The sequence below is a fragment of the Dactylosporangium sp. CA-139114 genome (assembly GCF_050955725.1).
GTDB lineage: Bacteria > Actinomycetota > Actinomycetes > Mycobacteriales > Micromonosporaceae > Dactylosporangium.
Genome location: NZ_CP192080.1, coordinates 9,542,424 through 9,564,233, shown reverse-complemented (window position 1 = coordinate 9,564,233; position 21,810 = coordinate 9,542,424). Strand labels below are relative to the sequence as shown.

24 protein-coding genes and 1 pseudogene are annotated in these 21,810 nt (G+C 67.7%); all 25 read left to right on the top strand.

Features of this window, described 5'->3' with window-relative positions; all coding sequences use genetic code 11:
• The first annotated feature begins 10 nt into the window (after positions 1 to 10).
• The 25 genes and pseudogenes from rplL to rpsH all read left to right on the top strand — a co-directional run bounded on the left by rplL (position 11) and on the right by rpsH (position 21,801).
• Positions 11 to 394, top strand: a complete 384-nt coding sequence (rplL, locus tag ACQP2P_RS42950; RefSeq protein WP_433080828.1) for a 50S ribosomal protein L7/L12 — start codon at positions 11 to 13, stop codon at positions 392 to 394.
• 528 nt (positions 395 to 922) lie between these two features.
• Entirely contained in the window at positions 923 to 4,348 is a 3,426-nt protein-coding gene (locus ACQP2P_RS42945; RefSeq protein ID WP_433080826.1) for a DNA-directed RNA polymerase subunit beta, read from the top strand.
• Between the two features lie 106 nt (positions 4,349 to 4,454).
• Positions 4,455 to 8,342, top strand: coding sequence for a DNA-directed RNA polymerase subunit beta' (locus ACQP2P_RS42940; RefSeq protein WP_433610997.1), 3,888 nt, complete (start codon positions 4,455 to 4,457; stop codon positions 8,340 to 8,342).
• 99 nt (positions 8,343 to 8,441) lie between these two features.
• Positions 8,442 to 8,777, top strand: a complete 336-nt coding sequence (locus tag ACQP2P_RS42935) for a hypothetical protein (protein WP_433610995.1) — start codon at positions 8,442 to 8,444, stop codon at positions 8,775 to 8,777.
• Positions 8,778 to 9,293 (top strand): hypothetical protein, encoded by a 516-nt coding sequence (locus ACQP2P_RS42930; protein ID WP_433610993.1) that lies wholly within the window; start codon positions 8,778 to 8,780, stop codon positions 9,291 to 9,293. It abuts the gene before it with no gap.
• A 336-nt stretch (positions 9,294 to 9,629) separates the two neighbouring features.
• Positions 9,630 to 10,004, top strand: a complete 375-nt coding sequence (rpsL, locus tag ACQP2P_RS42925) for a 30S ribosomal protein S12 (RefSeq protein ID WP_033357671.1) — start codon at positions 9,630 to 9,632, stop codon at positions 10,002 to 10,004.
• A 1-nt stretch (position 10,005) separates the two neighbouring features.
• Entirely contained in the window at positions 10,006 to 10,476 is a 471-nt protein-coding gene (gene rpsG / locus ACQP2P_RS42920; protein ID WP_350619901.1) for a 30S ribosomal protein S7, read from the top strand.
• 46 nt (positions 10,477 to 10,522) lie between these two features.
• Positions 10,523 to 12,622 (top strand): elongation factor G, encoded by a 2,100-nt coding sequence (gene fusA, locus ACQP2P_RS42915; RefSeq protein WP_433080818.1) that lies wholly within the window; start codon positions 10,523 to 10,525, stop codon positions 12,620 to 12,622.
• A 145-nt stretch (positions 12,623 to 12,767) separates the two neighbouring features.
• On the top strand, positions 12,768 to 13,961 hold the full coding sequence (gene tuf, locus ACQP2P_RS42910; RefSeq protein ID WP_433610990.1) for an elongation factor Tu: 1,194 nt from the start codon (positions 12,768 to 12,770) through the stop codon (positions 13,959 to 13,961).
• Positions 13,962 to 14,285: 324 nt separating this feature from the next.
• A complete protein-coding gene (gene rpsJ / locus ACQP2P_RS42905; RefSeq protein ID WP_018347762.1) occupies positions 14,286 to 14,594 on the top strand; it encodes a 30S ribosomal protein S10 in 309 nt (102 codons plus the stop codon).
• Between the two features lie 12 nt (positions 14,595 to 14,606).
• Positions 14,607 to 15,278 (top strand): 50S ribosomal protein L3, encoded by a 672-nt coding sequence (gene rplC / locus ACQP2P_RS42900; protein ID WP_433610987.1) that lies wholly within the window; start codon positions 14,607 to 14,609, stop codon positions 15,276 to 15,278.
• The gene (gene rplD, locus ACQP2P_RS42895; protein WP_433610985.1) at positions 15,275 to 15,940 is read left to right on the top strand and encodes a 50S ribosomal protein L4; all 666 of its coding nucleotides are present in this window, start codon (positions 15,275 to 15,277) and stop codon (positions 15,938 to 15,940) included. Before rplC ends, rplD begins: the two co-directional genes overlap by 4 nt.
• A gap of 3 nt (positions 15,941 to 15,943) precedes the next feature.
• A complete protein-coding gene (gene rplW, locus ACQP2P_RS42890; protein WP_033357665.1) occupies positions 15,944 to 16,246 on the top strand; it encodes a 50S ribosomal protein L23 in 303 nt (100 codons plus the stop codon).
• Between the two features lie 12 nt (positions 16,247 to 16,258).
• The gene (gene rplB / locus ACQP2P_RS42885) at positions 16,259 to 17,098 is read left to right on the top strand and encodes a 50S ribosomal protein L2 (RefSeq protein ID WP_433610983.1); all 840 of its coding nucleotides are present in this window, start codon (positions 16,259 to 16,261) and stop codon (positions 17,096 to 17,098) included.
• Between the two features lie 12 nt (positions 17,099 to 17,110).
• Entirely contained in the window at positions 17,111 to 17,392 is a 282-nt protein-coding gene (gene rpsS / locus ACQP2P_RS42880) for a 30S ribosomal protein S19 (protein WP_259859810.1), read from the top strand.
• A gap of 31 nt (positions 17,393 to 17,423) precedes the next feature.
• A pseudogene (gene rplV, locus ACQP2P_RS42875) lies at positions 17,424 to 17,873 on the top strand (50S ribosomal protein L22); the annotation flags it as partial.
• A gap of 113 nt (positions 17,874 to 17,986) precedes the next feature.
• Positions 17,987 to 18,841, top strand: a complete 855-nt coding sequence (gene rpsC, locus ACQP2P_RS42870) for a 30S ribosomal protein S3 (RefSeq protein WP_433610980.1) — start codon at positions 17,987 to 17,989, stop codon at positions 18,839 to 18,841.
• 3 nt (positions 18,842 to 18,844) lie between these two features.
• Positions 18,845 to 19,270, top strand: a complete 426-nt coding sequence (gene rplP / locus ACQP2P_RS42865) for a 50S ribosomal protein L16 (protein ID WP_203845084.1) — start codon at positions 18,845 to 18,847, stop codon at positions 19,268 to 19,270.
• Positions 19,270 to 19,509 (top strand): 50S ribosomal protein L29, encoded by a 240-nt coding sequence (gene rpmC, locus ACQP2P_RS42860; protein WP_350611877.1) that lies wholly within the window; start codon positions 19,270 to 19,272, stop codon positions 19,507 to 19,509. Before rplP ends, rpmC begins: the two co-directional genes overlap by 1 nt.
• A gap of 2 nt (positions 19,510 to 19,511) precedes the next feature.
• Positions 19,512 to 19,796: a 30S ribosomal protein S17 gene (gene rpsQ / locus ACQP2P_RS42855; protein ID WP_344615991.1), complete on the top strand. Its 285-nt coding sequence runs from the start codon at positions 19,512 to 19,514 to the stop codon at positions 19,794 to 19,796.
• Between the two features lie 87 nt (positions 19,797 to 19,883).
• Positions 19,884 to 20,252 (top strand): 50S ribosomal protein L14, encoded by a 369-nt coding sequence (rplN, locus tag ACQP2P_RS42850; protein ID WP_033357657.1) that lies wholly within the window; start codon positions 19,884 to 19,886, stop codon positions 20,250 to 20,252.
• Between the two features lie 2 nt (positions 20,253 to 20,254).
• Entirely contained in the window at positions 20,255 to 20,569 is a 315-nt protein-coding gene (rplX, locus tag ACQP2P_RS42845) for a 50S ribosomal protein L24 (RefSeq protein ID WP_350611878.1), read from the top strand.
• A complete protein-coding gene (gene rplE / locus ACQP2P_RS42840) occupies positions 20,569 to 21,132 on the top strand; it encodes a 50S ribosomal protein L5 (RefSeq protein ID WP_350611879.1) in 564 nt (187 codons plus the stop codon). The genes rplX and rplE overlap by 1 nt, the downstream gene beginning before the upstream one ends.
• Positions 21,133 to 21,144: 12 nt before the next feature.
• The gene (locus tag ACQP2P_RS42835; protein ID WP_190249376.1) at positions 21,145 to 21,330 is read left to right on the top strand and encodes a type Z 30S ribosomal protein S14; all 186 of its coding nucleotides are present in this window, start codon (positions 21,145 to 21,147) and stop codon (positions 21,328 to 21,330) included.
• Positions 21,331 to 21,393: 63 nt separating this feature from the next.
• A complete protein-coding gene (gene rpsH / locus ACQP2P_RS42830; RefSeq protein ID WP_433610975.1) occupies positions 21,394 to 21,801 on the top strand; it encodes a 30S ribosomal protein S8 in 408 nt (135 codons plus the stop codon).
• Positions 21,802 to 21,810: the final 9 nt, after the last annotated feature.

Sequence of the window (21,810 nt, the reverse complement as noted above, 5' to 3'; positions counted from 1 at the left end):
AAACGCCACCATGGCGAAGCTGAGCACCGACGAACTCCTCGACGCGTTCAAGGAGATGACGCTGATCGAGCTCTCCGAGTTCGTGAAGCAGTTCGAAGAGGTCTTCGAGGTCACCGCGGCCGCCCCGGTCGCCGTTGCCGCCGCCGCCGGCCCGGCCGCCGCGGCCGCCGAGGTCGAGGAGAAGACCGAGTTCGACGTCATCCTCGAGGGTGACGGCGGCAAGAAGATCCAGGTCATCAAGGTTGTGCGCGAGCTGACCGGCCTGGGCCTCAAGGAGGCGAAGGACCTCGTCGAGGCCGCGCCGAAGGCCGTCCTCGAGAAGGCCAACAAGGAGAACGCCGACAAGGCCAAGGCGAAGCTCGAGGCCGAGGGCGCCAAGGTTACCCTCAAGTAACTCAGCGTCGATCCAAGGACGGCCGCCGGACTCCGGCGGCCGTCTTTTTTGTCAGCAACTTGTAAGGACCCCAAGATCTAGTGGGCCGACCACAACACTTAGTGGTCGGGGTGCGAGATATCTGTCACGAAGCCCCGACGCGCGTGGGAACCCTTGACGCGGTGACCGGCGGCCAGGCACGCTAATCAGGCACTGCCTTCCGCAGACGCGGTGGGCCGGGCGGACCGACTAGATGTGCCCCGATCCTTCTTGGGTCCGGTTCAGCGCGCATCAACAGGGAAACCGCAGGCCACGACCGTCGCGAGCGGCCCGGCCGGTGGAGAAACGATCTTCGCAAAAGGTCGTTGGAAACATCGTGCACGATGCCGCTGGACAGCGGTGAGCCTCTCGGCTACACTGCTAGTTTGCGCTGTCTTCTGACTTCACCTTCGGCGTGAGGTGCCCCTTCGTGGGCTCCTCCACATCGGGGGTCGTCAGGCTGCACGCGAAACGGCCTGTCTGCAACACCGGTCCTCGGAAGGACGCATCTTGGCAGCTTCCCGCCCTGCGAAGACCAGTTCGAGCGCTTACGCTCCCCGCCGGGTCTCCTTCGGCAGGATCACCGAACACCTAGAGGTTCCCAACCTCCTTGCCATCCAAACCGACTCGTTCGACTGGCTGGTTGGCAACGAGAATTGGCAGAGCCGCTCGGCCGGTGATCAGCACGCCCGTTCCGGGCTCGCGGAGATCCTCGATGAGATCAGTCCTATTGAGGACTTCTCCGGCACGATGTCACTGTCGTTCTCCGCGCCGCGCTTCGACGAGGTCAAGGCCCCGATCGAGGAGTGCAAGGAGAAGGACCTCACCTACTGCGCCCCGCTGTTCGTGACCGCGGAGTTCACCAACCACACCACTGGCGAGATCAAGAGCCAGACGGTGTTCATGGGTGACTTCCCGATGATGACGCCCAAGGGCACCTTCATCATCAACGGCACCGAGCGCGTCGTGGTGAGCCAGCTCGTCCGCTCCCCGGGCGTGTACTTCGACAAGCAGCCGGACAAGACCTCCGACCGCGACCTCACCAGCGTCAAGGTCATCCCGAGCCGGGGCGCCTGGCTTGAGTTCGACATCGACAAGCGCGACACCGTCGGTGTCCGCATCGACCGCAAGCGTCGGCAGGCGGTCTCCGTCCTGCTCAAGGCCATCGGCTGGTCCGCCGAGCGCATCCGTGAGAAGTTCGGCTGGTCCGAGCTCATGATGACCACGCTCGAGAAGGACCACATCGCCGGTCAGGACGAGGCGCTGCTGGACATCTACCGCAAGCTGCGGCCGGGTGAGCCGCCGACGCGGGAGAACGCGCAGAACCTCCTCGACAACCTGTTCTTCAACCCGAAGCGGTACGACGTCGCCAAGGTTGGCCGATACAAGTTCAACAAGAAGCTCGAACTGGACGTGCCGATCAACCAGGGCGTCCTGACCGAAGAGGACATCGTCGCCACGGTCGAGTACCTCTGCCGCCTGCACACGGGCGAAGAGGGCTACGAGGCCGACGACATCGACCACTTCGGCAACCGTCGCCTGCGCACGGTCGGCGAGCTCATCCAGAACCAGGTCCGCGTGGGCCTGTCCCGGATGGAGCGCGTCGTCCGCGAGCGCATGACGACCCAGGACGTCGAGGCGATCACGCCGCAGACCCTGATCAACATCCGCCCCGTCGTGGCGGCGATCAAGGAGTTCTTCGGCACCTCCCAGCTGTCGCAGTTCATGGACCAGACCAACCCGCTGGCGGGCCTGACCCACCGGCGCCGGCTGAGCGCGCTCGGCCCGGGTGGTCTGTCCCGTGAGCGGGCCGGCTTCGAGGTCCGTGACGTGCACCCGTCCCACTACGGCCGCATGTGCCCGATCGAGACCCCTGAGGGTCCCAACATCGGTCTCATCGGCGCGCTCTCGACGTTCGCGCGGGTCAACCCGTTCGGCTTCGTCGAGACGCCCTACCGCAAGGTCGTCGACGGCCGGGTGACCGACCAGATCGACTACCTGACCGCTGACGAAGAGGACCGGTTCGTCAAGGCCCAGGCCAACGCCCCGCTCAAGAGCGACGGCAACTTCGCCGAGGACCGCATCCTGGTTCGCCGAAAGGGCGGTGAGGTCGACAACGTCCCCGCCGACCAGGTGGACTACATGGACGTGTCGCCGCGGCAGATGACCTCGGTCGCGACCGCGATGATCCCGTTCCTCGAGCACGACGACGCCAACCGGGCACTGATGGGCGCGAACATGCAGCGCCAGGCCGTGCCGCTGGTCAAGGCGGAGTCGCCGCTGGTCGGCACCGGCATGGAGTACCGTGCCGCCGTCGACGCCGGCGACGTGGTCGTGGCCGAGGTCGGCGGGGTCGTCGAGGACATGTGCGCCGACTACGTCACGATCCACCAGGACGACGGCCACCGTCGCACCTACCTGCTGCACAAGTTCCGCCGCTCGAACTCCGGCTCCTGCGTCAACCAGAAGCCGGTGATCTTCGAGGGCGACCGGGTCGAGGCGGGGCAGGTCATCGCCGACGGCCCGTGCACCGACGAGGGCGAGATGGCGCTCGGGCGCAACCTGCTCGTGGCGTTCATGCCCTGGGAGGGCCACAACTACGAAGACGCGATCATCCTGTCCCAGAAGCTGGTGCAGAACGACGTCCTCACCTCGATCCACATCGAGGAGCACGAGGTCGACGCGCGCGACACCAAGCTGGGGCCGGAGGAGATCACCCGCGACATCCCGAACGTCAGCGAGGAAATGCTCGCCGACCTCGACGAGCGGGGGATCATCCGGATCGGCGCCGAGGTCGTCACCGGCGACATCCTCGTCGGCAAGGTCACGCCCAAGGGTGAGACCGAGCTGACCCCCGAGGAGCGGCTGCTGCGCGCGATCTTCGGCGAGAAGGCCCGCGAGGTCCGCGACACCAGCCTCAAGGTGCCGCACGGCGAGACCGGCACGGTCATCGGCGTGCGGACGTTCAGCCGCGAGGACGGCGACGAGCTGTCCCCGGGCGTGAACGAGCTGGTGCGCGTCTACGTGGCCCAGAAGCGGAAGATCCAGGACGGCGACAAGCTCGCCGGCCGCCACGGCAACAAGGGTGTCATCTCCAAGATCCTGCCCGTCGAGGACATGCCGTTCCTCGAGGACGGGACCCCGGTCGACATCGTGCTCAACCCGCTCGGCGTGCCGAGCCGTATGAACATCGGCCAGGTGCTGGAGACCCACCTCGGGTGGGTGGCCAAGACCGGTTGGAAGATCGACGGCGACGAGCACGAGTGGCAGCGCGCCCTGAAGGCCATCAACGCGGGGGAGTCCGAGCCGGACACCAACGTGGCGACCCCGGTCTTCGACGGCGCCAAGGAGGAGGAGATCGCCGGCCTGCTGAGCAGCACGCTGCCCAACCGGGACGGCAACCAGCTCATCGGGGCCAGTGGCAAGGCGCGGCTGTTCGACGGCCGCTCCGGCGAGCCGCTCCCGGACCCGATCGCGGTTGGCTACATCTACATCCTGAAGCTCAACCACCTGGTCGACGACAAGATCCACGCTCGCTCCACCGGTCCCTACTCCATGATCACGCAGCAGCCGCTGGGTGGTAAGGCGCAGTTCGGTGGCCAGCGCTTCGGTGAGATGGAGTGCTGGGCGATGCAGGCCTACGGCGCGGCCTACGCGCTGCAGGAGCTGCTGACCATCAAGTCCGACGACGTCCTCGGACGCGTCAAGGTCTACGAGGCGATCGTCAAGGGCGAGAACATCCCGGAACCGGGCATCCCGGAGTCCTTCAAGGTGCTCCTCAAGGAGCTGCAGTCGCTGTGCCTGAACGTCGAGGTGCTCTCCAGCGACGGCGTGGCCCTCGAGATGCGCGAGACGGACGACGAGGTGTTCCGCGCGGCCGAGGAGTTGGGCATCGACCTCTCGCGGCGCGAGCCGAGCAGCGTCGAGGAAGTCTGAAATCGCGGGCGGCGCTCCTGCGGGGGCGCCGCCTCGCCGGCCCGTTGAGGACCGGCACGCGACCTAGCAATTACCCGAGCAACTGAATCGTGAGGACATAGACGAAGTGCTCGACGTCAACTACTTCGACGAGCTCCGCATCGGCCTGGCCACGGCCGACGACATCCGCCAGTGGTCGCACGGCGAGGTCAAGAAGCCCGAGACCATCAACTACCGCACCCTGAAGCCGGAAAAGGACGGGCTCTTCTGCGAGAAGATCTTCGGTCCGACCCGGGACTGGGAGTGCTACTGCGGTAAGTACAAGCGGGTCCGCTTCAAGGGCATCATCTGTGAGCGCTGCGGCGTCGAGGTGACCCGGGCGAAGGTCCGCCGTGAGCGCATGGGCCACATCGAGCTCGCCGCGCCGGTCACGCACATCTGGTACTTCAAGGGTGTGCCCAGCCGCCTCGGCTACCTGCTCGACCTGGCGCCGAAGGACCTCGAGAAGATCATCTACTTCGCGTCGTACGTGATCACCAGCGTCGACAAGGAGGCTCGCCACCGCGACCTCGCCACCCTCGAGAACGAGGTGTCGGCCGAGAAGCGGCAGGCGGAGAACGCGCGCGACTCCGAGATCGAGAAGCGGGCCGCGAAGCTGGAGCAGGACCTGGCCGAGCTCGAGGCCGAGGGTGCGAAGGCCGACGTGCGCCGCAAGGTCAAGGAGGCCGGCGAGCGCGAGATGCGGCAGATCCGTGACCGCGCGCAGCGCGAGATCGACCGCCTCGACGAGGTCATGGACACGTTCCGCAAGCTGGAGCGCAAGAACCTCATCACCGACGAGCTGCTCTACCGCGAGCTGCGCGACCGGTTCGGTGAGTACTTCAACGGCGCCATGGGCGCCGAGGCGATCAAGGCCCTGCTCGAGAACCTGGACCTCGAGGAGGAGGCCGAGCTGCTGCGCGAGACCATTCGCAGCGGCAAGGGCCAGCGCAAGATCCGGGCGCTCAAGCGCCTCAAGGTCGTCGCCGCGTTCCTCAACACCGCCAACTCGCCGCTGGGCATGGTGCTGGACTGCGTCCCGGTCATCCCGCCGGACCTGCGCCCGATGGTGCAGCTCGACGGTGGCCGCTTCGCCACCAGCGACCTCAACGACCTGTACCGCCGGGTCATCAACCGCAACAACCGGCTCAAGCGCCTGATCGACCTGGGTGCCCCGGAGATCATCGTCAACAACGAGAAGCGGATGCTGCAGGAGGCCGTCGACGCGCTGTTCGACAACGGCCGCCGCGGTCGTCCCGTCACCGGCCCGGGCAACCGGCCGCTGAAGTCGCTGTCCGACATGCTCAAGGGCAAGCAGGGCCGGTTCCGGCAGAACCTGCTCGGCAAGCGCGTCGACTACTCCGGCCGTTCGGTCATCGTCGTCGGCCCGCAGCTCAAGCTGCACCAGTGCGGCCTGCCGAAGCAGATGGCCCTGGAGCTGTTCAAGCCGTTCGTGATGAAGCGCCTGGTGGACCTCAACCACGCGCAGAACATCAAGTCGGCCAAGCGCATGGTCGAGCGTCAGCGCCCGGTCGTGTGGGACGTGCTGGAGGAGGTCATCGCGGAGCATCCGGTGCTGCTCAACCGCGCGCCGACCCTGCACCGTCTGGGCATCCAGGCCTTCGAGCCGCAGCTGGTCGAGGGCAAGGCGATCCAGATCCACCCGCTCGTCTGCACCGCCTTCAACGCCGACTTCGACGGCGACCAGATGGCCGTGCACGTGCCGCTGTCCGCGGAGGCGCAGGCCGAGGCCCGCATCCTCATGCTGTCCAGCAACAACATCCTCAAGCCGGCCGACGGCAAGCCGGTCACCATGCCTACCCAGGACATGGTCATCGGCCTGTACCACCTCACGCACATCCAGAAGAACCTGCTCGGCGAGGGGCGCACCTTCAGCTCCGACGCCGAGGCGCGGATGGCGTTCGACAACGGCGAGCTGCACCTGCAGGCGCCCGTCAAGATCCGGCTCCGGGAGCTCATCGGCGTCGACAACGGCGCCGGTGCCGAGCCGTGGGAGGCGCCGGAGGGCTGGCAGCCGGGCGACACGGTCACGATCGAGACCACGCTCGGGCGCGTGCTGTTCAACGAGGCGCTCCCGGTCGGGTACCGCTTCGTGAACTACGAGATCCGCAAGGGTCAGCTGTCGGCGATCGTCAACGACCTCGCCGAGCGCTTCCCGAAGGTCTCCCTCGCGGCGGCCCTGGACGCGCTGAAGCTGGCCGGCTTCCACTGGGCCACCTGGTCCGGCGTCACCATCGGCATGGAGGACGTCATCCAGCCGCCTCGCAAGCGCGAGATCCTCGAGCGCTACGAGAAGGAGGCGGAGCGGATCGACAAGCAGTACCAGCGTGGTCTCATGACCGCCGAGGAGCGCCGCGGCGAGCTCATCGAGATCTGGACCAAGGCGACCGGCGAGGTGGCCAAGGAGATGGAGAGCGCGCTGCCGCGCGAGAACCCGCTGTGGAAGATGATCAACTCGGGTGCCCGCGGTAACCTCCTCCAGCTCCGCCAGATCGCCGCGATCCGTGGCCTGGTGGCCAACCCGAAGGGCGAGATCATCCCGCGGCCGATCAAGGCCAGCTACCGGGAGGGTCTGTCCGTGCTGGAGTACTTCATCTCCACGCACGGTGCCCGCAAGGGTCTGGCCGACACCGCGCTGCGGACCGCCGACTCGGGTTACCTGACCCGTCGTCTGGTCGACGTCTCGCAGGACGTCATCATCCGCGAGGAGGACTGCGGCACCGACCGCGCCATCCCGATGGCGGTCGGCGAGCTGGTCGACGGCGTGCTGCGCATCCACCAGCACGCGGAGACCGGTGTGCACGCGCGCACCCTCGCCGACGACGTGCGGGACAAGGACGGCCGGATGGTCGCCGAGCGGGGCACGGACATCAACTCGATGGTCGTGGACCTGCTGGTCGCGGCCGGCGTCGAGAACGTCCGGGTCCGCAGCGTGCTCACCTGCGAGTCGAAGCTGGGCGTCTGCGGCGCCTGCTACGGCCGGTCGCTGCCCACGGGCAAGACGGTCGACGTCGGCGAGGCGGTCGGCATCATCGCCGCCCAGTCCATCGGTGAGCCGGGCACGCAGCTGACGATGCGTACCTTCCACACCGGTGGTGTCGCGGGTGAGGACATCACCCAGGGTCTGCCGCGTGTCACGGAGATCTTCGAGGCCCGCGTGCCGAAGGGTAAGGCGCCCATCGCCGACACCCCCGGCCGCGTGCGCATCGAGGACGGCGAGCGGATGCGGAAGATCATCATCGTGCCGGACGACGGCAGCGACGAGATCGTCCACGACAAGCTCAGCCGCCGCGTCAAGCTGCGCATCCAGGACGGCGAGCACGTCGAGGTCGGCGAGAAGCTGACCGAGGGCACGATCGACCCGCACGAGCTGCTGCGCATCATGGGTCCCCGGGCGGTGCAGGTGCACCTGACGTCCGAGGTCCAGGAGGTGTACCGCTCGCAGGGTGTGCTCATCCACGACAAGCACATCGAGATCATCATTCGCCAGATGCTCAAGCGGGTGACGGTCATCGACTCCGGCTCGACCGAGTTCCTGCCGGGCGTGCTCGTCGACCGCGCGATGTTCGAGGCGGAGAACCGCCGCGTCGTCGCCGAGGGCGGTGAGCCGGCCGCGGGTCGTCCGGTGCTCATGGGTATCACCAAGGCGTCGCTGGCGACGGAGTCGTGGCTGTCCGCGGCCTCGTTCCAGGAGACGACCCGGGTGCTGACCGATGCCGCGATCCACGCGCGCAGCGACTCGCTGATCGGTCTGAAGGAGAACGTCATCATCGGTAAGCTCATCCCGGCCGGTACGGGCATCAGCAAGTACCGCAGCATCCGGGTCGAGCCGACCGAGGAGGCGAAGGCGAAGGTCTACTCGATGACGGGCTACCCGGAGGCCGACTACGGCTTCGGGCCCGCGAGTGGTCAGGCCGTCCCGCTGGACGACTTCGACCTGGGCTCCTTCCGCTAGGCTCCTTCCGCAAGGCCGAGCAAAGCGATCTGAACGGCGCAGGGGCGGGGACCTTCAGGGGTCTCCGTCCCTTCGCCGTTCACCGGATAGAGTCGTCTGGTGACGTCATCGACCCGGCATCCGCTGGATCCGGATCCCGTTCGGGCGACCAAGGCCACCGCCGTGTTCGGGCTGGGCCTGCTGTCCGTCGTCACGGGCCCGTTCCTCGGTGGGGTGATTCCGGCGACGCTCGCGCTGCTCATGGCCCGCGAGTCGCACAAGGACCTGGTCGCCGCCGAGGGCTTCCTGCTCGGCGCCCGGCGGTTGCGCAACGGCGTGCGGCTGGCCTGGACCGGGATCGTGCTGGCCATCGCCGGCCTCGTCGTGCTGGCGATCGTCGGCCTGCTGCACTACGCGCGGCAGCGCGGCACCGACTTCGACCCGACGGTGAACTAGATGTCCTACCCGCCGTATCAGCCGCAGCCGCCCGCCTACGGCCCGCCGCCCCCCTACGGCCCGCCGCCCGCCTATGGCCCGCCACCGGGCTACGCGCCGCCCCCGCTCCCGCCGTCGCCCGCGCTGACGCCCGCCATGCGCGTCGACGTCGTGCAGGGCACGCAGTTCGGCGTCGCCTACCCGGCCGCGCCGACCACGCCGAGCGGCCCGTCCATCGGCTCCCTGGTCGCGGGCATCGCCTCGATCCTGGTCGCGCTCTTCGCGCTCTGCCTCGGCGCCACCGGCGCGTCCGAGGGCTGGGGCCTCGCCGCCGCGGGCGCGTTCACCGTCCTGGGTATCTTTCTCGGCGCCGGAGCGGCCGGCCTGGGCCTCGCCGGCACCCGCCAGATCCGCCGGGCCGCCGCAGCCGGCGCCGCGGTGAGCGGGCGGGGCATGGCCATCACCGGCATCGTGCTCGGCTGCACGGGCGGCGGCCTGGCGATGTTCGTCGTGCTGCTCACATTCCTGCTCAGCTGAGCGGGGAAAACGAGCCCCCCGGACGCTTCGATCGGCGACCAGGTACTCTTGGTGTGAAGAGTGTTCCGTCGGGGGGCGTGCCGGGCGATTTTGACCAGCGTCCTTACGGTGGGTACTCTTTCCCCTCGTGCCCGGCTTTGCTGGGCAACTCGTGCGTGCGCCCACATCGCCCGCTCCGCGGGAGTGAGGGTGGGTGCGGACCACAACCCCGGGCTGGGATCAAACGGGCCGGGTCCGCGGAACTGGCGACACGCCCGACCGCGGGTGCCGGTCTACGCCGGGCAGACAGATAGAGAAGACGTTGCGGCCGCGAGGCCGAAGGGAGAGGCAGGCCCAGTGCCTACGATCCAGCAGCTGGTCCGCAAGGGCCGCCAGGCGAAGCTGAGCAAGACGAAGACGCCGGCGCTCAAGGGAAGCCCGCAGCGGCGGGGCGTCTGCACGCGTGTGTACACGACCACGCCGAAGAAGCCCAACTCGGCGCTGCGCAAGGTGGCCCGCGTGCGGCTGAGCAACGGCATCGAGGTGACGGCCTACATCCCCGGTGTCGGTCACAACCTTCAGGAGCACTCGATCGTGCTGGTCCGTGGCGGTCGTGTGAAGGACCTCCCCGGCGTCCGGTACAAGATCATCCGTGGTTCGCTGGACACCCAGGGCGTCCGCAACCGCAAGCAGGCTCGCAGCCGTTACGGCGCGAAGAAGGAGAAGAGCTGACATGCCGCGTAAAGGCCCCGCGCCGCGCCGGCCGCTCGTGGCGGACCCGGTCTACAACTCCCTGCTCGTGACCCAGCTGATCAACAAGATCCTGGTCGAGGGCAAGCGTCAGCTCGCCGAGCGCATCGTGTACAGCGCGCTCGAGGGTGCTCGCGAGAAGACCGGTACCGACCCCGTGGTGACGCTCAAGCGCGCCATGGACAACGTGAAGCCGACCCTCGAGGTCCGCAGCCGCCGTGTCGGTGGCGCGACCTACCAGGTGCCGGTCGAGGTCAAGCCGGTCCGCGCCACCACGCTGGGCCTGCGCTGGCTGGTCACGTACTCCCGCGCCCGCCGCGAGAAGACCATGACCGAGCGGCTGATGAACGAGCTGCTCGACGCCAGCAACGGTCTCGGTGCTTCGGTGAAGCGCCGCGAGGACACCCACAAGATGGCGGAGTCCAACAAGGCCTTCGCGCACTACCGCTGGTAAGCGACGCTTCCCCAGCATCCGACGAGAGACGAAGTAGGGATTTGTAGTGGCTGCCGCAGACGCCGCCCTCGCCAAGGTCCGCAACATCGGCATCATGGCGCACATCGACGCCGGTAAGACGACGACGACCGAGCGCATCCTCTTCTACACCGGCATCACGTACAAGATCGGCGAAGTCCACGAGGGCGCGGCGGTCATGGACTGGATGGAGCAGGAGCAGGAGCGCGGCATCACCATCACCTCCGCCGCCACGAAGTGCGAGTGGAAGGGCCACACGATCCAGATCATCGACACGCCCGGCCACGTCGACTTCACGGTCGAGGTCGAGCGGTCGCTGCGCGTCCTCGACGGCGCGGTGGCGGTCTACGACGGCGTGGCCGGCGTGGAGCCGCAGACCGAGAACGTCTGGCGGCAGGCGGACAAGTACAACGTCCCGCGTATGTGCTTCGTCAACAAGCTGGACCGCACCGGTGCCGACTTCTTCCGCTGCGTGCAGATGATGGTCGACCGGCTCAACGCCACCCCGCTGGTGCTGCAGATTCCGATCGGCCTCGAGGGCGACCACATCGGCGTCGTCGACCTGCTGGAGATGCGCGCGCTGACCTGGCGCGGCGAGACCCAGAAGGGCGAGGACTACGCCATCGAGGAGATCCCGGAGAACCTGGTCGAGCAGGCCAACGAATACCGGGACAAGCTCCTCGAGACGCTCGCCGAGACCGACGACGAGATCATGGTCCGCTACCTCGACGGCGACTCGTTCGACGTCAAGGAGCTCAAGGCCGCGATCCGCAAGGCCACCATCGCCGGCAAGCTCAACCCGGTCGTGTGTGGCTCGGCGTTCAAGAACAAGGGCGTTCAGCCCATGCTCGACGCCGTCGTGGAATTCCTGCCCTCCCCGCTGGACATCCCGGCCATCGAGGGCATCGCGACGGACGGCGAGACGCCGCTGCTGCGCAAGCCGTCGACCAGCGAGCCGTTCTCGGGCCTGGCGTTCAAGATCCAGACCGACAAGCACCTCGGCAAGCTCACCTACGTGCGCATCTACTCCGGCACGCTCGACTCCGGCACCCAGGTGGTCAACTCCACCAAGGACCGCAAGGAGCGGATCGGCAAGATCTACCAGATGCACGCGAACAAGCGTGAGGAGCGCAGCAGCGCCGGCGCCGGCGACATCATCGCCGTGCAGGGTCTCAAGCAGACCACCACCGGTGACACGCTGTGCGACCCGGCGAACCCGGTCATCCTCGAGTCGATGACCTTCCCGGAGCCGGTCATCGAGGTGGCCATCGAGCCCAAGACGAAGGCCGACCAGGAGAAGCTGGGCACCGCCATTCAGCGCCTGGCCGAGGAGGACCCGACCTTCCGCGTCAAGAACGACGAGGAGACCGGGCAGACGGTCATCGCCGGCATGGGCGAGCTGCACCTCGACATCCTCGTCGACCGCATGCGGCGCGAGTTCAACGTCGAGGCGAACATCGGCAAGCCGCAGGTGGCGTACCGCGAGACGATCAAGTCGGTCGCGGAGAAGGTCGAGTACACCCACAAGAAGCAGACGGGTGGCTCCGGCCAGTACGCGCGCGTCATCATCAAGCTCGAGCCGCTGGAGACCAGCGCCGACGGCCCCACGTACGAGTTCGTCAACGCGGTCACCGGTGGTCGCATCCCGAAGGAGTTCATCCCCTCGGTCGACGCCGGTGCGCAGGACGCGATGCAGTACGGCGTGCTGGCGGGCTTCCCGCTCGTCGGCATCAAGCTCACGCTGCTCGACGGGCAGTACCACGAGGTCGACTCCTCCGAGATGGCGTTCAAGATCGCCGGCTCGATGGTGCTCAAGGACGCGGCTCGCCGCGCCAACCCCGTGCTGCTCGAGCCGCTCATGGCGGTGGAGGTGACGACGCCCGAGGAGAACATGGGCGACGTCATCGGCGACCTCAACTCCCGGCGTGGCACCATCCAGGCGATGGAGGAGCGTGGCGGCGCCCGTGTCGTCCGCGCCACCGTGCCGTTGTCGGAGATGTTCGGCTACGTCGGCGACCTGCGGTCGAAGACGCAGGGCCGGGCGAGCTACTCGATGCAGTTCGACTCCTACGCCGAGGTTCCCGCGAACGTGGCGAAGGAAATCATCGCGAAGGCGACCGGGGAGTAAGCACCCCGGTAGTTTGGCCGTGAGGCTGTGTCAGCGGGGCTGAGTCGGATTCCTGCAAGGGGCCAGCCAGACCCAAGTCGACAGGGTGCGTCGGCGCTTCCAGCGTCGGCGCACCGCGAACCAAGAAGTCCACAGGAGGACACCAGTGGCGAAGGCGAAGTTCGAGCGGACTAAGCCGCACGTCAACATCGGCACCATCGGTCACATCGACCACGGTAAGACGACGCTGACGGCGGCCATTACCAAGGTGCTGCACGACGAGTTCCCGGACCTGAACCCCTACACGCCGTTCGACGAGATCGACAAGGCGCCGGAGGAGAAGGCTCGTGGTATCACGATCTCCATCGCGCACGTCGAGTACCAGACGGCGAACCGGCACTACGCGCACGTGGACTGCCCGGGTCACGCCGACTACATCAAGAACATGATCACCGGTGCCGCGCAGATGGACGGCGCGATCCTGGTGGTGGCGGCGACCGACGGTCCGATGCCGCAGACCCGCGAGCACGTGCTGCTGGCCCGCCAGGTCGGTGTGCCGTACATCGTCGTGGCGCTCAACAAGAGCGACATGGTCGAGGACGAGGAGCTCCTGGAGCTCGTCGAGCTCGAGGTTCGCGAGCTGCTGTCGAGCCAGGAGTTCCCGGGCGACGACGCGCCGGTCGTGCGCGTTTCGGCGCTCAAGGCGCTCGAGGGCGACAGCCAGTGGACCGGCGCGCTCATGGAGCTGATGAACGCGGTCGACACCGCGATCCCGCAGCCCGAGCGTGAGACCGAGAAGCCGTTCCTCATGCCCGTCGAGGACGTCTTCACGATCACCGGTCGTGGCACGGTCGTCACCGGCCGTGTCGAGCGTGGCATCCTCAAGCCGAACGAGGAGGTCGAGATCGTTGGCATCAAGGCCAAGTCGATGAAGACCACCTGCACGGCGATCGAGATGTTCCGCAAGATCCTCGACGAGGCGCGTGCCGGCGAGAACGTCGGTCTGCTCCTGCGTGGTATCAAGCGCGAGGACGTCGAGCGCGGCATGGTCGTGGTGAAGCCGGGCACCAACACCCCGCACACCGAGTTCGAGGCGACCGTCTACATCCTCTCCAAGGAGGAGGGTGGCCGGCACACCCCGTTCTTCCAGAACTACCGGCCGCAGTTCTACTTCCGTACCACGGACGTCACCGGTGTCGTCACGCTGCCCGAGGGCACCGAGATGGTCATGCCGGGCGACAACACCAGCATGTCGGTGCAGCTCATCCAGCCCATCGCGATGGAGGAGAACCTCCGCTTCGCGATCCGCGAGGGTGGCCGTACCGTCGGCGCCGGCCGCGTGACGAAGATCATCAAGTAACACCTGGAGGTACCCCGATTTCACTTTGCCGCAGGACGTGCGGCATAATGGTCGGGTTGCGTTGTGGGGCGGTCGAGACTGCTCAATGAGGAGTCTCGACCGCTTCCGCGCGGCGTCGGTCCAGTGACTGGCGCGGATCCCCTCGACTGGGCGTGGCACGCCCTGGGGTAGGTCTCCACAGCGGAAGTTGTCTGCGGCGGAGCCTGGCCCTTGGCCGCGACACGCCCGACCGCGGGGGTCGGACAAACACATTAGGCGGCACCGGACCCTGCGGGGTTTGGCGGGGCTGCGAGGCCCCGCATGAGAGAGGGAACTGAAGCCACCATGGCGGGACAGAAGATCCGCATCCGGCTCAAGGCCTACGACCACGAGGTCGTCGACTCCTCGGCGCGGAAGATCGTCGAGACGGTCACGCGCACCGGGGCTCAGGTCGCTGGGCCGGTGCCGCTGCCCACTGAGATCAACCGCTACTGCGTGATCCGCTCGCCGCACAAGTACAAGGACTCGCGCGAGCACTTCGAGATGCGCACGCACAAGCGTCTGATCGACATCATCGACCCCACGCCGAAGACGGTCGACTCGCTCATGCGGCTCGACCTGCCGGCCGGCGTCGACATCGAGATCAAGCTGTAGGGACTCGGACTTATGGACAGGCAAGTCAAGGGCATCCTGGGTGAGAAGCTCGGCATGACCCAGGTCTGGGACAACGGCAAGGTTGTCCCCGTGACCGTGGTGCAGGCCGGCCCGTGCGTCGTGACCCAGGTGCGCACGCCCGACAACGACGGCTACTCGGCGGTCCAGCTCGCGTGGGGCCAGATCGACCCGCGCAAGGTCAACAAGCCGCGCGCCGGCCACTTCGCCAAGGCGGACGTCGCGCCGCGCCGGCACGTCGTCGAGCTGCGCACCACCGACGCGGGCGACTACTCGCTCGGCCAGGAGATCAACGCCGACACCTTCGCCGCCGGCCAGCGCATCGACGTGACCGGCCGCACCAAGGGCAAGGGCTACGCCGGTGTCATGAAGCGGCACGGCTTCCACGGCCTGCGGGCCAGCCACGGTGTCGAGCGCAAGCACCGCTCGCCCGGCTCCATCGGCGCCTGCGCGACCCCCGGTCGCGTCTTCAAGGGCGTGCGGATGGCCGGTCGCATGGGTGGCGCGCGCTTCACCGTGCAGAACGTCACGGTGCAGGCGGTCGACGCCGAGCAGGGCCTGATCCTGGTTCGCGGCGCCGTCCCCGGCCCGAAGGGCAGCCTGGTCCTGCTGCGCAGCGCGGCCAAGGTCGAGGCGAAGGCGCAGAAGGGCGGGATCACCCGATGACGACCGTCGACGTTCGCAAGGCCGACGGCACCACCAACGGCTCCGTCGAGCTCCCCGACGACATCTTCGACGCCCAGGCCAGCATCCCGCTGATGCACCAGGTCGTCGTCGCCCAGCTGAACGCGGCCCGCCAGGGCACGCACAAGGCGAAGTCCCGCGGCGAGGTCGCCGGCGGTGGCAAGAAGCCTTACAAGCAGAAGGGCACCGGTCGCGCCCGCCAGGGCTCGATCCGCGCGCCGCAGTTCACCGGTGGTGGCGTGGTCCACGGCCCCGTGCCGCGCGACTACACCCAGCGGGTGAACAAGAAGATGAAGGCCGCCGCCCTGCGCGGCGCGCTGTCGGACCGTGCCCGCGAGGGTCACATCCACGTCGTCGAGTCCTTCATCGAGGGCGAGACGCCGAAGACCAAGACCGCGCTGGTCGCGCTGCGCGCCATCACCGAGGCCCGCCGGGTCCTGGTGGTGCTCGCCCGCGACGACGAGGCGAACTGGCTCAGCCTGCGCAACGAGCAGTCGGTGCACCTGCTGGTGGCCGACCAGCTCAACACCCACGACGTGCTCCTGGCCGACGACGTGGTGTTCACCACCGCGGCGCTGGACGAGTTCCTCGGGGTTCCGGCCGAGTCGAGCGCGCGCGCCGACGACAGCAACGAGGAGGGCTGAGCCATGGCGACGATCGCAGACCCGCGGGACGTGATCATCCAGCCGGTGGTCTCGGAGAAGAGCTACAGCGAGCTCAACCGCAACTGGTACACGTTCCTGGTGCACCCGGACGCCAACAAGACCGAGATCAAGATCGCGATCCAGCAGATCTTCAACGTCCGCGTCCTGTCGGTCAACACCATCAATCGCGAAGGCAAGCGCAAGCGCACCCGCACCGGCTGGGGCAAGCGCAAGGACACGAAGCGGGCGATGGTCAAGCTCGCCGAGGGTGACCGGATCGAAGCCTTCGGCGGACCGGTCAGCTGAGGGGTATAGACGATGGCTATCCGTAAGTACAAGCCGACGACGCCCGGTCGTCGTGGTTCGAGCGTTGCCGACTTCGCCGAGATCACCCGATCGACGCCCGAGAAGTCGCTGCTCGTGCCGCTGCCGAGCAAGGGCGGCCGCAACGTCCACGGGCGGGTCACCGCTCGGCACCAGGGCGGCGGGCACAAGCGCCAGTACCGGTTGATCGACTTCCGGCGTGCGGACAAGGACGGGATTCCCGCCAAGGTCGCGCACATCGAGTACGACCCCAACCGCACCGCGCGCATCGCCCTGCTGCACTACGCCGACGGCGAGAAGCGCTACATCATCGCCCCGAAGGACCTCAAGCAGGGCGACGCGGTCGAGGCCGGTGCCGGCGCGGACATCAAGCCGGGCAACAACCTGCCGCTGCGCAACATCCCGGTCGGCACCACGGTTCACGCGGTGGAGCTGCGCCCGGGCGGCGGGGCCAAGCTGGCCCGCTCGGCCGGCGTCGGCATCCAGCTGCTGGGCCGCGAGGAGCAGTACGCCACGCTGCGTATGCCCTCGGGTGAGATCCGGCGCGTCGACGTGCACTGCCGCGCGACCGTGGGTGAGATCGGCAACGCCGACCAGTCGAACATCAACTGGGGCAAGGCCGGCCGCATGCGGTGGAAGGGCAAGCGCCCCACCGTCCGTGGTGTCGCGATGAACCCCGTTGACCACCCGCACGGTGGTGGTGAGGGTAAGACCTCGGGTGGTCGCCACCCGGTCAACCCGAAGGGCAAGCCGGAGGGCCGCACGCGGCGCAAGGGCCAGCCGAGCGACCGTCTCATCGTCCGTCGGCGTTACGCCACCCGGAAGCGCGGCTAAGGAGCCTGAGCAATGCCTCGCAGCCTGAAGAAGGGCCCGTTCGTTGACGACCACCTGATCAAGAAGGTGGAAGTCCAGAACGCCAAGAACTCCAAGAACGTCATCAAGACCTGGTCGCGCCGGTCGACGATCATCCCCGAGATGCTCGGGCACACGATCGCCGTCCACGACGGACGCAAGCACGTGCCCGTCTTCGTGACGGAGGCGATGGTCGGGCACAAGCTCGGCGAGTTCGCGCTGACCCGCACGTTCAAGGGTCACGAGAAGGACGACCGGAAGAGCCGCCGCCGCTAAGGCAGCCGATAGGAATCAAGAGGATTTCCCGATGCCAACGAAGAGCGAGGCGGCGCTGCCCGGTGCGCGGGCGATCGCGCGGCACGTGCGCGTGTCGCCGATGAAGGCGCGTCGTGTGGTGAACCTTGTGCGTGGCCTGCCCGCGCGCGAGGCGCTCACGGTGCTGCAGTTCGCGCCGCAGTCGGCGAGCGAGCCGGTCTACAAGGTTCTGGCCAGCGCCATCGCCAACGCAGAGAACAACGAGCGCCTCGACCCGGATTCGCTCCTGGTCGCTGAGTGCTACGTCGACGAGGGCCCGACGCTCAAGCGGTTCCGGCCGCGGGCGCAGGGCCGGGCGTACCGGATCCGCAAGCGCACCAGCCACATCACGATGGTGGTCGAGAGCGTTCCGGCCGCCCAGGCCCGTGCGGCGAAGGCCGGCGTGGCCAAGGCGACCAAGGCCGCGAAGGCCGTGACGCCGGAGACGGACGAGGGCGACGAGGTCGAGTCGCGGCCCGCGAAGAAGGCGGCCGCGAAGAAGGCCCCGGCCAAGCAGGCCGCGCCGGCCAAGAAGGCGGACGCCGAGCAGGCTGACGCCGAGGAAGGGACCGAGTAATGGGTCAGAAGGTTCACCCGCACGGGTTCCGGCTCGGTATCAGCACCGACTGGAAGTCGCGCTGGTACGCCGACAAGCTCTACAAGGACTACATCGCGGAGGACGTCAAGATCCGCCGGATGATGTCCAAGGGCCTGGAGCGGGCCGGCATCGCCAAGGTCGACATCGAGCGCACCCGCGACCGGGTCCGCGTGGACATCCACACGGCCCGCCCGGGCATCGTGATCGGCCGCAAGGGCGCCGAGGCGGACCGCATCCGCGCGGAGCTCGAGAAGCTCACCGGCAAGCAGGTGCAGCTCAACATCCTCGAGGTGAAGAGCCCCGAGTCGGACGCCCAGCTCGTCGCGCAGGCCGTGGCCGAGCAGCTGTCCAGCCGGGTCAGCTTCCGTCGCGCGATGCGCAAGTCGATGCAGTCGGCCATGAAGAACCCGCTCGTGCGTGGGATTCGGGTGCAGGTCTCCGGTCGCCTCGGTGGCGCCGAGATGAGCCGCACCGAGTTCTACCGCGAGGGTCGCGTGCCGCTGCACTCGCTGCGCGCGAACATCGAGTACGGCTTCTTCGAGGCGCGTACGACCTTCGGCCGCATCGGCGTGAAGGTCTGGATCTACAAGGGCGACGCCGTTCCGGGTCGCGAGGCACCGGCCGAGGCCGCGCCCTCGCGCGGTCGCCGTGAGCGTGCGGACCGGCCCGAGCGGCCGCGTCGCGGGCGTTCCGGCTCGTCCGGTACGACCGCCGGTGGCACCGAGGCCGGACGCGCGGCGGCCGCCGCGCACGCCGCCGAGGCCGCCGCGACCGAGAGCGCACCCGCCGAGGCGGCCGCTCCGGCTCCGGCAGAGACGCAGCAGGAGGGCTGACGAATGCTGATCCCTCGTAAGCCCCCGAAGGGCTTCCGCAAGCCGCACCACCCGGACCGGCACGGTCCGGCCAAGGGCGGCACCCGCGTGGTCTTCGGCGAGTTCGGTATTCAGGCCCTCGAGCCCGCGTACATCACGAACCGCCAGATCGAGGCGGCCCGTATCGCCATGACCCGGCACATCAAGCGTGGTGGCAAGGTCTGGATCACGATCTTCCCGGACCGCTCCATCACCAAGAAGCCGGCCGAGACCCGCATGGGTTCCGGCAAGGGCTCGCCGGAGTGGTGGGTGGCCAACATCAAGCCGGGCCGGATCCTCTTCGAGATGTCATTCCCGAACGAGCAGATCGCCCGGGAAGCAATGCGTCGTGCGATCCACAAGCTTCCGCTGAAGTGCCGGATCGTCACGCGCGAAGGGGCTGATGTCTGATGGCCGCCGGTATCAAGGCGACCGACCTGCGTGAGCTGTCCGACGAGGGCCTGGTCGAGAAGCTGCGGGAAGCCAAGGCGGAGCTGTTCAACCTCCGCGTGCAGTCGGCCACCGGCCAGCTGGACAACCACGGGCGCCTGCAGATCATCCGCAGGGACATCGCCCGGATCTACACGATCATGCGCGAGCGTGAGCTGGGTCTTTCGGCTGCGCCCGACGCTGTGGCTGAGGTGGCATGAGCATGAGCGAGCAGACGACCGAGTCGGGCACCGAGGTGCGCGGCCGCCGCAAGGTCCGCGAGGGCCTCGTGGTCAGCGACAAGATGAACAAGACCGTCGTCGTGGCGGTCGAGGACCAGGTCAAGCACCCGCTGTACGGCAAGGTCATGCGCCGCACGAGCAAGCTCAAGGCGCACGACGAGCAGAACGCGTGCGGCGTCGGTGACCGGGTGCTGCTCATGGAGACCCGCCCCCTGTCGGCGACCAAGCGCTGGCGGGTCGTGGAGATCCTCGAAAAGGCCAAGTAAGGCCGTCGTTCCGCCAAGCTCGGCGCCGGGCTCCCAGGATCGCCCAGGGACCTGGCGCCGAGAACTGGCAGACATTAGGAGACAAGCGTGATTCAGCAGGAGTCGCGGCTGCGCGTCGCCGACAACACGGGAGCCCGGGAAATCCTGTGCATCCGTGTGCTCGGTGGCTCCGGCCGCCGCTATGCAGGTATCGGCGACATCATCGTGGCCACGGTGAAGGACGCCATCCCGGGCGCCGGCGTGAAGAAGGGTGACGTGGTCAAGGCCGTCGTCGTCCGCACCACGAAGGAGCGGCGCCGGCCGGACGGCTCATACATCCGCTTCGACGAGAACGCCGCCGTCATCATCAAGGACGGTGGCGACCCGCGCGGCACCCGTATCTTCGGCCCGGTCGGCCGTGAGCTGCGGGACAAGCGTTTCATGAAGATCATCTCGCTCGCGCCGGAGGTGTTGTAGCCGTGAAGGTCAAGAAGGGCGACACCGTCCTCGTCATCGCCGGCAAGGACAAGGGTTCCCGCGGCAAGGTTCTCGCCGCGCTGCCCCGCGAGGACAAGGTCGTCGTGGAGGGCGTCAACCGGGTCAAGAAGCACACCCGCATCCGCACCACCCAGCGGGGCTCGAAGACCGGCGGCATCGTGACGCAGGAAGCCCCGATCCACATCTCGAACGTGATGGTGATCGACTCGGACGGCAACGCCACCCGCGTCGGCTCCCGCGAGGACGAGAACGGCGTGAAGACCCGCGTGTCCCGTCGTTCCGGTAAGGAACTGTGATGACGACGGTCGAGAAGGTGAACCCGCGCCTCAAGCAGCGCTACCGCGACGAGATCGCCGGCGCGCTGCAGGAGCAGTTCAAGTACGCCAACGTCATGCAGATCCCGGGCGTGGTGAAGGTCGTCGTGAACATGGGTGTCGGCGAGGCCGCTCGCGACTCCAAGCTCATCGACGGTGCGGTGCGCGACCTGGCCACCATCACCGGTCAGAAGCCGCAGGTCCGGCGGGCGACCAAGTCGATCGCGCAGTTCAAGCTCCGTGAGGGCATGCCGATCGGCGCCAAGGTCACCCTGCGCAACGACCGCATGTGGGAGTTCCTGGACCGGCTGCTGTCGATCGCGCTGCCGCGTATCCGCGACTTCCGCGGTCTCGACGGGCGCAAGCTCGACGGCAACGGCAACTACACGTTCGGTCTCACCGAGCAGTCGGTGTTCCACGAGATCGACCAGGACCGCATCGACCGGCCGCGAGGGATGGACATCACCGTGGTCACCACCGCCCGCACGGACGAGGAAGGTCGCGCGCTGCTCAAGCTGCTCGGCTTCCCCTTCCGTGAGAACTAGGGAGAACTGACCATGGCGAAGAAGGCTCTCGTCCTCAAGGCCGCCGCGAAGCCCAAGTTCGCGGTCCGCGCGTACACCCGCTGCCAGCGCTGCGGCCGGCCCAAGGCCGTCTACCGCAAGTTCGGCCTGTGCCGCGTGTGCATCCGCGAGATGGCGCACCGTGGCGAACTGCCCGGCGTTTCCAAGGCTTCCTGGTAATCCTCCTTCGCCGCAGGCCCACCGGCACGGTGCGGAACCGCGGCGAGAAAGGCTGACAAACCCATGACCATGACCGACCCGATCGCAGACATGCTGACCCGTCTGCGCAACGCCAACCAGGCGTACCACGACCGGGTGTCGATGCCATATTCGAAGATCAAGGCGAACATCGCCGAGGTGCTCAAGTCCGAGGGCTACGTGTCCTCGTGGCTGGTTCAGGACCCGGAGGACGGCAAGGTCGGCAAGACCCTTGTCGTCGACCTCAAGTACGGCCAGAACCGTGAGCGCAGCCTCGCCGGCATCCGCCGCGTGTCGAAGCCCGGCCTGCGCGTCTACGCGAAGTCGGTCGAGATGCCGCGCGTGCTCGGCGGTCTCGGTGTGGCCATCATCTCGACGTCCCAGGGTCTGCTGACCGACAAGCAGGCTCGCAAGCGAGGGGTGGGCGGGGAAGTCCTCGCCTACGTCTGGTAAGGGAAGGCA

Bases quoted from the DNA above. Each gene is read 5' to 3' on its own strand.
- rplL (WP_433080828.1), top strand. From the start codon at position 11: ATGGCGAAGCTGAGCACCGACGAACTCCTCGACGCGTTCAAGGAGATG.
- ACQP2P_RS42930 (WP_433610993.1), top strand. From the start codon at position 8,778: ATGTCCTACCCGCCGTATCAGCCGCAGCCGCCCGCCTACGGCCCGCCG.
- rpsG (WP_350619901.1), top strand. From the start codon at position 10,006: ATGCCGCGTAAAGGCCCCGCGCCGCGCCGGCCGCTCGTGGCGGACCCG.
- rpsJ (WP_018347762.1), top strand. From the start codon at position 14,286: ATGGCGGGACAGAAGATCCGCATCCGGCTCAAGGCCTACGACCACGAG.
- rplC (WP_433610987.1), top strand. From the start codon at position 14,607: ATGGACAGGCAAGTCAAGGGCATCCTGGGTGAGAAGCTCGGCATGACC.
- rplD (WP_433610985.1), top strand. From the start codon at position 15,275: ATGACGACCGTCGACGTTCGCAAGGCCGACGGCACCACCAACGGCTCC.
- rplW (WP_033357665.1), top strand. From the start codon at position 15,944: ATGGCGACGATCGCAGACCCGCGGGACGTGATCATCCAGCCGGTGGTC.
- rplB (WP_433610983.1), top strand. From the start codon at position 16,259: ATGGCTATCCGTAAGTACAAGCCGACGACGCCCGGTCGTCGTGGTTCG.
- rpsS (WP_259859810.1), top strand. From the start codon at position 17,111: ATGCCTCGCAGCCTGAAGAAGGGCCCGTTCGTTGACGACCACCTGATC.
- rpsC (WP_433610980.1), top strand. From the start codon at position 17,987: ATGGGTCAGAAGGTTCACCCGCACGGGTTCCGGCTCGGTATCAGCACC.
- rplP (WP_203845084.1), top strand. From the start codon at position 18,845: ATGCTGATCCCTCGTAAGCCCCCGAAGGGCTTCCGCAAGCCGCACCAC.
- rpmC (WP_350611877.1), top strand. From the start codon at position 19,270: ATGGCCGCCGGTATCAAGGCGACCGACCTGCGTGAGCTGTCCGACGAG.
- rpsQ (WP_344615991.1), top strand. From the start codon at position 19,512: ATGAGCGAGCAGACGACCGAGTCGGGCACCGAGGTGCGCGGCCGCCGC.
- rplE (WP_350611879.1), top strand. From the start codon at position 20,569: ATGACGACGGTCGAGAAGGTGAACCCGCGCCTCAAGCAGCGCTACCGC.
- ACQP2P_RS42835 (WP_190249376.1), top strand. From the start codon at position 21,145: ATGGCGAAGAAGGCTCTCGTCCTCAAGGCCGCCGCGAAGCCCAAGTTC.
- rpsH (WP_433610975.1), top strand. From the start codon at position 21,394: ATGACCATGACCGACCCGATCGCAGACATGCTGACCCGTCTGCGCAAC.